Source organism: Streptomyces polyrhachis, assembly GCF_042663125.1.
Classification (GTDB): Bacteria; Actinomycetota; Actinomycetes; order Streptomycetales; family Streptomycetaceae; genus Streptomyces; species Streptomyces polyrhachii.
On record NZ_JBHSZO010000024.1, the window covers coordinates 25,182 to 34,236 of the forward strand.

The following is a 9,055-nucleotide window of genomic DNA, read 5'->3' on the forward strand; positions in this document are numbered from 1 at the left end:
CGACGGACAGCTGAGGAAAGGCTCGACACCCCATGATCATCAGGTCGTTCAAGGACATCGAGGGCACGGACCGGCACGTCAGGTCGGCCTCGGGGACCTGGGAGAGCAAGCGCATCGTCCTGGCGAAGGAGCGGGTGGGCTTCTCCCTCCACGAGACCGTCCTGTACGCCGGCACGGAGACGCGCATGTGGTACGCGAACCACGTCGAGGCCGTGGTCTGCACGGAGGGTGAGGCCGAGCTCACCGACGAGGAGACGGGCGAGACGCACTGGATCTCGCCGGGCGTGATGTACCTCCTCGACGGGCACGAGCGCCACACGCTGCGCCCGAAGACCGACTTCCGCTGCCTGTGCGTCTTCAACCCGCCGGTGACGGGCCTCGAGGACCACGACGCCGACGGCACCTATCCGCTGCTGACCGAGGACTGACCGAGGAGCATGAGCGAGATGACGACGACGACCGTACGGACCGACCTCTACCCGACCCGCGGGACCGGCGAGGTGCGCACCCGGCGCCAGGACCCGGTGGTCTGGTCGGCCCCCGACGCGCCGGGCCCGATCACGCCGTGGGAGCTGGAGGCGTACGACCGCAACGGCTTCATGGCGATGGAGCAGCTGATCACGCCGGAGGAAGTGGACGTCTACCGGGCGGAGTTGGACCGCCTGACGGCCGACCCGGCCGTGCGGGCGGACGAGCGCTCGATCGTCGAGCCGCGCTCGCAGGCAGTGCGCTCGGTCTTCGAGGTGCACCGCCTCAGCGAGGTGTTCGCCGGGCTCGTACGCGATCCGCGGCTGGCGGACCGCGCGCGCCAGATCCTGGGCTCGGACGTGTACGTCCACCAGTCGCGGATCAACGTGAAGCCGGGCTTCGGCGCCTCGGGCTTCTACTGGCACTCGGACTTCGAGACGTGGCACGCGGAGGACGGGATGCCGCGGATGCGGGCGGTCTCGGTGTCGATCGCGCTGACGGAGAACTACGAGACGAACGGCGGCCTGATGATCATGCCGGGTTCGCACCGCACGTTCCTGGGCTGCGCGGGGGCGACCCCGCGGGACAACTACAAGCGCTCCCTGCAGATGCAGGACGCGGGCACGCCGTCCGACGCGGCGCTGACCTCGTTGGCGGACGCGCACGGCATCAAGCTCTTCACGGGGGCGGCGGGCGCGGCGACGTGGTTCGACTGCAACTGCATGCACGGCTCGGGCGACAACATCACGCCGTACGCGCGCAGCAACGTGTTCATCGTGTTCAACAGCGTCGAGAACGCGGCACAGGAGCCGTACGCGGCGCCGATCCGCCGCCCGGAGTTCATCGGGGCCCGGGACTTCACGCCGGTGGGGTGACGCGCGGGAGCGCGCGTCCGCGGCCGAAGCCGGGTACGGGCGCGCGCTCCCTGCCCGGCTACCGTGCTCCCATGTCCACCCGCACCGCCCAGCCCGGCGTCCTCCTGACCGACCACCGCATCGAGGTCCCCCTGGACCACGACGCCCCCGGCGCCGAGCGCCTCACCCTCTTCGTCCGGGAGGCGGTGGCGCCCGACCGCGAGAGCGACGAGCTTCCCTATCTCCTCTACCTCCAGGGGGGTCCCGGCTCCCCCGGCCCCCGCCCGCAGGGCGCCGACGGCTGGCTGAAGCGCGCTCTTCGCGACTACCGCGTCCTGCTCCTGGACCAGCGGGGCACCGGCCGCTCCACCCCCGTCAACCGCCAGACCCTCCCCCGGCGCGGCACCCCCCAGGAGCAGGCCGCCTACCTCGCGCACTTCCGCGCCGACTCCATCGTGCGCGACGCGGAGTCCGTCCGCCGCACGCTCCTGGGCCCCAGCGGGAACTGGTCGCTGCTCGGCCAGAGCTTCGGCGGCTTCTGCACGCTGACCTACCTCAGCCAGGCGCCCCAGCATCTGCGCGAGTGCTTCGTCACCGGCGGGCTGCCCGGTCTGCGCGCCACGGCCGAGGACGTCTACCGCGCCGCGTACCCCCGGGTGCGGGCCAAGAACGAGCGCCACTACGCCCGTTACCCGCAGGACGCGGCGGTGGCGCGGCGGATCGCGGAGCACCTCGTGAAGGAGGACGTCGCCCTCCCCGACGGCCGGCGCCTCACCGTGGAGGGCTTCCAGTCCCTCGGGCTGCTGCTGGGCTCGGGCAGCGGCAGCCACCAGCTGCACTGGCTGCTGGAGGACCCGTGGGTGCCGGGCGCGGACGGCGAGGAACTGGCGGACGCCTTCCTCGCGGCGGTCCAGGAGCGCCTCTCCTTCGCCGCCAACCCCCTCTACGCGGCGCTGCACGAGGCCATCTACGCCCAGCGCTCCGTCGGCGGCGAGCCGACCGCGTGGGCGGCCCAGCGGGTACGGGCCGAGTTCCCGGAGTTCGACCCGGCGGCCGAACGGCTGCTGTTCACCGGGGAGATGATCTACCCCTGGATGTTCGACACCGACCCCGTACTGAAGCCGCTGCGCCAGGCCGCGTACCTGCTGGCGGAGCGCACCGACTGGCCGGACCTGTACGACCCGCAGCGTCTGGCGGCCAACCGGGTGCCGGTGTACGCGGCGGTCTACCACGACGACATGTACGTGGACCGCGACGACTCCCTGGCGACGGCGGAGGCGGTCGGCGGCGTACGGACGTGGATCACCAACGAGTGGGAGCACGACGGCCTGCGCGTCAGCGGCGGCGAGGTGCTGGACCGGCTGATCAGGATGAGCCGGGAAGGGCTCTGAAACCGTCTGCGGGGGGAGCCGGCGCGCCGGCTCCCCCCGCAGGCCCCCTTGACCCGGTGGCGGCCTTTACGCGGTGGCGGCCGGCCGCGTCAGGAGCGGCAGCACCGCCGGGACGCCCGCGGTGGTCTGCTTGACCGCGGCCGCGAGCGTCTCGCCCTGCATGTCGACGATGCCGGCGGCCAGACCGCCGCCCAGCGCCACCGCGCCGGCGGGGCTGGTCAGGAGCGTCTCGGCGTCGGTGGGCGTGGTCAGAAAGCCGTCGTCGGCCGGGGCGGCGCAGGCGGTGGAGGCCGCGGTCAGGGTCAGGCCGGTGGCGAGCACACCGAGGGCCGCGATCGTACGGAGCTTGTTCATCAGGTCTTCCTGTCTCTGGAGCCGGTTGCGGGTTGTCGGTCGGGGCGGGCGGGCGGCGGCTACGCGCCCAGGCGCTCCGCGGCCATGCGGGTGCCCAGCACGCGCGCGCGGATCTTGGCGAAGGCGGTGTCGCGCGGGGTGGACTTGTCGTCGGCGAAGGGGGCGAAGCCGCAGTCGTCGCAGGTGCCGAGCTGGCCGAGCGGGATGAACTCGGCGGCCTCCAGCACCCGGTCGCGTACCTCCTCGGGCGTCTCCACCCGGGAGGTGATGGGGTCGGTCACGCCGACGAAGACCCGCTGGTTGGGCTTGATGTGCTCGCGGACCAGGGCCAGTACGGAGCGGCGGTCGCGCTCGCTGGCCATCTGGAGGTAGAAGTTCCCGGCGTGCAGGTCGAAGAACCTCGGCAGGAAGCGCGCGTAGTCCACGTCCGCGCTGTGGGTGGAGTCCTGGTCGCCGCCGGGGCAGGTGTGGACGCCGATGCGCTGGCGCTCCTCGGGGGTGAAGCGGTCCAGCACCTCGTTGTTCAGGGAGACGAACTCGCGCAGCATCCCGCCGTCGGGATCGAGCTTGAGGGAGACGCGGCCCTCGGTGAAGTCCATCTGCACCTTGTGGGCGCCGGCGTCGAGGCTGCCGCGTACGTCGGCCTCCGCCTCGTTGACGAGGTCCTCGTGGAACTGCGCCCGGGAGTAGCCGCGGATCCCCAGCGGCGGGTAGAACATGCTCAGCATCGACGGCGCGATCACCGCCTGCTTCACCGGCAGTTCGGCCTTCGACCTGATCGTCTTGAGGACGGCCCTGGTCTCCCGCAGGTAGTCGGCGCCGTGCGCCTGGTAGCGGAAGTCCCCCTCGGTCAGCAGCGGCAGCTGGCGGGTGTGGCCGTCGGCGAACGGCACGACCTGGCCGCCCGGGTTGAGCCGCAGTCCCGCGACCGGGTAGGTGGCGAAGCTGGGCTTGGACTGCTCGCCGTCGGTGATGACGGGCGAGCCGGTCTCGATGAACCGCTCGATGGTGTCGCGCAGTGCCTGCTCGCGGTGCTGGTCGAGTTCGCGCCGGGTGATCCGGCCCGCGGCGAAGTCCCGGTTGGCCTGGATCAGGTGCGCCGGGCGGGGGATGCTGCCGATCGGCTCGGTCGGCACGACGACCTTCTCCGCCGGCTTCTTCGGCCGCCGGCCGTCCGCCGCCGCCTCGGCGGCCGCTCCCAGGCCGCCCATCGCGACCGCTCCGGTCGCCACGGCGGCGTAGCCCGCCGACTTCAGGAAGTGGCGCCGCCCGCTGTCGACCTCTGCCGGCCCGGTGGTCTGCTCGTCCGGCTTGCCCATGGTGTGCTCCTTCGACGGGATCTCCGGATACCCCCCGTCAATCGGGGGCCCACCGTCGTAACCAGGGGGCACTCGAACGGGTCACGAACCCCCGGTCGCATTCCGTCGATCGGCGCACAGTAGTACGACAAGACGCCCAGCCCCCGAGCACCGCCCCCGCGCCCAGCCCCCGAGCACCGCCCCCACCCGCAGGTTCCACCGCCCGCCGCGCCCCACCAGCTCCGTGGCCGCCAGCGGGGCGACGTCCAGCCGCCAGAAGGCGGCCGGCGGCAGCCCGAGCGCCCGTACCAGCGCGGCCCGGACCAGCGCCGGGTCCGCGACGGCCACCGTCCGCCCCTGCGGTACGGATCCCAGCCACTCCCCCGTCCGCGCCAGCAGCGCCGCCAGCGACTCCCCGCCGTGCGGCGCCGCTTCGGGGTCGGTCAGCCACGCCTCCACCTCGCGGGGCCGCTCGGCCGCCACCTCGGCCAGCGGGCGCCCGCGCCACGCGCCCGCGTCCCAGTCCGCCAGCTCCGCGCGCCCCTCGGCCCGCAGCCGCAGCGCCCCCGCGGTCTCGCGGCAGTGCGCGGCCGGGGCCGTCCAGGCCCGGTCCGCGCGCGGCGTCCCCGCCGCCCGCGCCCGCTCGGCCGCCCGGCGGCCCGTGGCGTCCAGGGGGCCGTCCGCGCCGAACACCGCCGCCCGCAGTCCGCCGCTCACCGCCGGGGCCACCAGCGTCAGTCGTGCCGTCACGGGCGTGCACGCTACCTCTTCGCGCGCCGCGCACCGCCCGTGGTCGCGCGCATCGTGAGTCGTATCACCCCACCCTCAACAGCCGTCCCGTTACGCCCCTTTCGCCACGGATGTCGGGCAGGCGCCCTGTTCGACGCGGGCTTGGCGCGGGTATGGTCAGCGCGTCATCGCATACGACGGCGCAGGAAGTCCGGTGCAACTCCGGCACGGCCGCGCCACTGTGAGTCCGGGGACCTCCCCCGGCGAGTCAGACCCGCACCGTCGTCAACGCACCACCGAATGGGACGCGTGATCCCAGGGAGGTCTTTCCCCATGGCCCAGTCTGCCGCCGTGCCCGGCTCCGTTTCCGCCGAGGTCCCGGCCATCGCTCCGGTTCCGCTCAGGGCGCTCGCCCCCTGGGCGCTGTTCACCGTCGTGTTCTCGTCGGTGGCGTTCTTCTTCATCGGCGCCGAGCAGAGTGCTCAGCTGCACGAGTTCCTGCACGACGGCCGGCATCTGCTCGGCTTCCCCTGCCACTGACCCGACAGGGGACCCCCTTTCATGAACTCCGTATCCGTACGGGGCCTGTTGGTGCGCGGCATGCTCGCGGGTCTGCTCGCGGGCTGCCTCGCCCTGCTCGTCGCGTACTTCCTGGGCGAACCGCATCTCGACGCGGCCATCGCGTACGAGGAGGGCGGCGCCGAAGCCCCCGGTCACAGCCACGGCAGCGGCGGCCATGACGGTGCCGCCGCGCACTCCCACGACCACGCGGAGGAACCGCTGGTCAGCCGCACCGTCCAGGCCACCGCCGGGCTGGCCGCCGGCATCGTCGTCTTCGGTGTCTGCGCGGGCGGCATCGCCTCCCTCGCCGTCGCCTACGCGCTGGGCCGGGTGGGTCGCTTCGGCCCGCGCGCGACCAGTCTGCTGGTCGCCGGCGGGGCGCTGCTGGCGGTGTACGTCGTGCCGTTCCTCAAGTACCCGGCGAATCCGCCGGGGGTGGGCGATCCGGCGACCATCGACCGGCGTACCCAGCTGTACTTCCTGCTCCTGGCGCTCGGCGTGCTGCTGGCGCTGCTCGCCGTCGTCGCCGGCCGGCGGCTCGCGCCACGGCTGGGCAGCTGGAACGCCACGCTGGCGGCGGGAGGCGCCTTCGTCGCGGCGATCGGCCTGGCGTACGCCCTGATGCCGTCGCTGAACGAGGTCCCGGCCGACTTCCCGGCCCAACTCCTGTGGCAGTTCCGCCTGTCGGCGCTGGCGGTGCACGTGACGCTGTGGGCGTCCTTCGGGGTGGTGTTCGGTCTGCTGGCCGAGCGGCAGCTTCTTCCGGGGTCCGCACCGGCGCGCTCGGTCGCCGCCGTCAGCTGACCGCCCCCGCCCTCCGCCTCTAAGGACCCCTGTGCCCTCCACCGGCCCCGCGTCCACCGCGTTCACCTGCGGTGTCGTGCTCGGCTTCGCGGCCGATCTCGCCGCCGGCGACCCCCGGCGCGGTCATCCGGTGGCGGCCTTCGGGCGGTTGGCCGGGGCGCTGGAGCGGCGGCTCTGGCGCGACCACCGGGGGTGGGGCGCGGCGCACGCGGTGGTCTGCACGGGGGCGGCGGTCCTCACCGCCGCCGCGCTCCAGCGCCTCACCCGGCAGCACCCGGGGCTGCGGGCCGCGTTGGCGCTCGGCGCCACCTGGTCCGTCCTGGGCGGCACCTCGCTCGTACGGGAGGCGGAGGCGGTCGGCGCCGCGCTGCGGGCCGGTGATCTGGCCGGGGCGCGGCGGCGGCTGCCGCATCTGTGCGGTCGCGATCCGCAGGCGCTGGACGGCCCCGGCCTCGCGCGGGCGGTGGTGGAGTCGGTGGCGGAGAACACCTCCGACGCCGTCGTCGGCGCGCTGGTGTGGGGGGCGCTGGGCGGGGTGCCGGGGCTGGTGGGCTTCCGCGCGGTCAACACCCTGGACGCCATGGTGGGCCACCGCTCGCCGCGCTACCGGCGCTTCGGCTGGGCCGCCGCCCGGCTGGACGACGTGGCGGGCTGGCCCGGATCGCGGCTGACCGCCGCGCTGGCGGTGGCCGCCGGGCCCGATCCGGCGGGCGCCTGGCAGGCGTGGCGGCGCGACGGCCACCGGCATCCGAGCCCCAACGCGGGCCCGGTGGAGGCGGCCTTCGCCGGAGCGCTGGGCGTCCGGCTGGGGGGTCGACTCTCCTACGGGGGATGGGTGGAGCGCCGCCCGGAGCTGAACCCCATGGCGCGGGCGGTCGTCCCGGCGGACATCGCGCGGGCCGCGCGGCTCTCGCGCACGGTGGGCGCGCTGGCGCTGGCGGCGACGGTGTCCGTACGGCTGCTGGCCGCGCATACCCGAGGCGGGCAGCACCCGAAGAACAGGCAGCACACGAAGAACACGAAGAAGGGGAAGCGACCATGACCGGCGGACTGCTCATAGCCGGCACCACCTCCGACGCGGGCAAGAGCGTCGTCACCGCGGGGGTCTGCCGCTGGCTGGCCCGCAAGGGGGTGAAGGTCGCCCCGTTCAAGGCCCAGAACATGTCGCTCAACTCCTTCGTCACCCGCGAGGGCGCCGAGATCGGCCGCGCACAGGCCATGCAGGCCGCGGCGGCCCGGGTGGAGCCGAGCGCGCTGATGAACCCGGTGCTGCTGAAGCCCGGTTCGGACCGCTCCAGCCAGGTCGTCCTGATGGGCAGGGCGGTCGGTGAGCTGTCGGCGCGCGGCTACCACGCGGGACGCCAGGAGACGCTGCTCGGCACCGTGCTGGACTGCCTGGCCGAGCTGCGGCGCACCCACGACGCGGTCATCTGCGAGGGCGCCGGCTCCCCGGCGGAGATCAACCTGCGCCGCTCGGACCTCGTCAACATGGGGCTCGCGCGCGCGGCCCGGCTGCCCGTGGTGGTGGTCGGGGACATCGACCGGGGCGGCGTCTTCGCCTCCTTCTTCGGTACGACGGCGCTGCTCGCGCCCGAGGACCAGGAGCTGGTGGCGGGGTACCTGGTGAACAAGTTCCGGGGTGATGTGACGCTGCTGGAGCCGGGGTTGGAGATGCTGTACGGGCTGACCGGGCGGCGCACCTTCGGCGTGCTGCCCTTCCGGCACGGGCTCGGCATCGACGAGGAGGACGGGCTGCGGCTCTCCCTGCGCGGGGCTGTGCGCGAGAGCACGGTGGCTGCTCCGTATGGGACGGACGTGCTGCGGGTGGCGGTCGTCGCCGTGCCGCTGATGTCCAACTTCACCGACGTCGACGCGCTCGCCGCCGAACCGGGCGTCGTGGTGCGCTTCGTGGACCGTCCGGAGGAGCTGGCCGACGCGGACCTGGTGGTCCTCCCCGGCACGCGCGGCACCGTACGGGCGCTGGCCTGGCTGCGGGAGCGCGGGCTGGCGGACGCTCTCGTGCGGCGGGCGGCCGAGGGGCGGCCGGTGCTGGGGATCTGCGGCGGCTACCAGATGCTCGCGACGCGGATTGTCGACGAGGTGGAGTCGCGCGCCGGCGAGGTGGCGGGGCTGGGTCTGCTGCCGGTGCGGATCGCCTTCGCCGCCGAGAAGACCCTTGCGCGGCCGAGTGGCCGGGCCCTGGGCGAGCAGGTCGAGGGGTACGAGATCCATCACGGCGTCGCCACCGTCGAGGGGGGTGAGCCGTTCCTCTTCGATGACCAGCAGCACAGCCTGGACGGCTGCCGCCTGGGCCCCCTCTGGGGCACCCACTGGCACGGCTCACTGGAGTCCGACGCCTTCCGCCGCGCCTTCCTGCGCCAGGTCGCGGCGGACGCGGGGCGTGCCTTCGTACCGGCGCCCGACACCTCCTTCGCGGCGCTGCGGGAGGAGCAGCTCGACCTGCTGGGCGACCTGATCGAGCAACACGCGGACACCGGCGCCCTGTTGCGGCTGATCGAGGACGGCGCCCCGGCCGGGCTGCCCTTCGTACCGCCGGGAGCGCCGTGAACACCCACCCCGAACCGACCACCCCCAC

Annotated in this window: 10 protein-coding genes; 7 read left to right on the forward strand and 3 right to left on the reverse strand. The window is 73.9% G+C overall.

Annotation, left to right across the window (positions count from 1 at the left end; translation table 11 throughout):
- Positions 1–32 precede the first annotated feature (32 nt).
- From ACFQLX_RS16350 to ACFQLX_RS16360, 3 genes are all read left to right on the forward strand, one after another.
- Entirely contained in the window at positions 33–428 is a 396-nt protein-coding gene (locus ACFQLX_RS16350) for an ectoine synthase (protein ID WP_386415719.1), read from the forward strand.
- 18 nt (positions 429–446) lie between these two features.
- Positions 447–1,343 (forward strand): ectoine hydroxylase, encoded by an 897-nt coding sequence (gene thpD, locus ACFQLX_RS16355; protein ID WP_386415721.1) that lies wholly within the window; start codon positions 447–449, stop codon positions 1,341–1,343.
- A 71-nt stretch (positions 1,344–1,414) separates the two neighbouring features.
- Positions 1,415–2,713, forward strand: a complete 1,299-nt coding sequence (locus ACFQLX_RS16360) for an alpha/beta fold hydrolase (protein WP_386415724.1) — start codon at positions 1,415–1,417, stop codon at positions 2,711–2,713.
- Positions 2,714–2,779: 66 nt separating this feature from the next.
- Here ACFQLX_RS16360 and ACFQLX_RS16365 read toward each other — a convergent pair whose 3' ends face one another.
- The 3 genes from ACFQLX_RS16365 to ACFQLX_RS16375 form a co-directional block, all read right to left on the reverse strand.
- Positions 2,780–3,067, reverse strand: a complete 288-nt coding sequence (locus ACFQLX_RS16365) for a hypothetical protein (protein WP_386415726.1) — start codon at positions 3,065–3,067, stop codon at positions 2,780–2,782.
- Positions 3,068–3,126: 59 nt separating this feature from the next.
- Positions 3,127–4,386 (reverse strand): cobalamin-independent methionine synthase II family protein, encoded by a 1,260-nt coding sequence (locus ACFQLX_RS16370; protein ID WP_386415729.1) that lies wholly within the window; start codon positions 4,384–4,386, stop codon positions 3,127–3,129.
- Positions 4,387–4,467: 81 nt separating this feature from the next.
- Positions 4,468–5,115, reverse strand: coding sequence for a histidine phosphatase family protein (locus ACFQLX_RS16375; RefSeq protein ID WP_386415732.1), 648 nt, complete (start codon positions 5,113–5,115; stop codon positions 4,468–4,470).
- Between the two features lie 312 nt (positions 5,116–5,427).
- Between ACFQLX_RS16375 and ACFQLX_RS16380 the strand changes: the two genes are divergently transcribed.
- The 4 genes from ACFQLX_RS16380 to ACFQLX_RS16395 are packed head-to-tail and all read left to right on the forward strand — an operon-like array spanning position 5,428 to position 9,027.
- Positions 5,428–5,634 carry a CbtB domain-containing protein gene (locus ACFQLX_RS16380; RefSeq protein ID WP_386415734.1) on the forward strand — a complete coding sequence of 69 codons (207 nt, stop codon included), beginning with the start codon at positions 5,428–5,430 and terminating at the stop codon, positions 5,632–5,634.
- A 21-nt stretch (positions 5,635–5,655) separates the two neighbouring features.
- Positions 5,656–6,459, forward strand: a complete 804-nt coding sequence (locus ACFQLX_RS16385; RefSeq protein ID WP_386415736.1) for a CbtA family protein — start codon at positions 5,656–5,658, stop codon at positions 6,457–6,459.
- Between the two features lie 31 nt (positions 6,460–6,490).
- Positions 6,491–7,501 (forward strand): cobalamin biosynthesis protein, encoded by a 1,011-nt coding sequence (locus ACFQLX_RS16390; protein WP_386415739.1) that lies wholly within the window; start codon positions 6,491–6,493, stop codon positions 7,499–7,501.
- A complete protein-coding gene (locus tag ACFQLX_RS16395; RefSeq protein ID WP_386415741.1) occupies positions 7,498–9,027 on the forward strand; it encodes a cobyric acid synthase in 1,530 nt (509 codons plus the stop codon). Before ACFQLX_RS16390 ends, ACFQLX_RS16395 begins: the two co-directional genes overlap by 4 nt.
- The last annotated feature ends 28 nt before the right edge of the window (positions 9,028–9,055 follow it).

Bases quoted from the DNA above. Each gene is read 5' to 3' on its own strand.
- ACFQLX_RS16350 (WP_386415719.1), top strand. From the start codon at position 33: ATGATCATCAGGTCGTTCAAGGACATCGAGGGCACGGACCGGCACGTC.
- thpD (WP_386415721.1), top strand. From the start codon at position 447: ATGACGACGACGACCGTACGGACCGACCTCTACCCGACCCGCGGGACC.
- ACFQLX_RS16360 (WP_386415724.1), top strand. From the start codon at position 1,415: ATGTCCACCCGCACCGCCCAGCCCGGCGTCCTCCTGACCGACCACCGC.
- ACFQLX_RS16365 (WP_386415726.1), bottom strand. From the start codon at position 3,067: ATGAACAAGCTCCGTACGATCGCGGCCCTCGGTGTGCTCGCCACCGGC.
- ACFQLX_RS16370 (WP_386415729.1), bottom strand. From the start codon at position 4,386: ATGGGCAAGCCGGACGAGCAGACCACCGGGCCGGCAGAGGTCGACAGC.
- ACFQLX_RS16380 (WP_386415734.1), top strand. From the start codon at position 5,428: ATGGCCCAGTCTGCCGCCGTGCCCGGCTCCGTTTCCGCCGAGGTCCCG.
- ACFQLX_RS16385 (WP_386415736.1), top strand. From the start codon at position 5,656: ATGAACTCCGTATCCGTACGGGGCCTGTTGGTGCGCGGCATGCTCGCG.
- ACFQLX_RS16395 (WP_386415741.1), top strand. From the start codon at position 7,498: ATGACCGGCGGACTGCTCATAGCCGGCACCACCTCCGACGCGGGCAAG.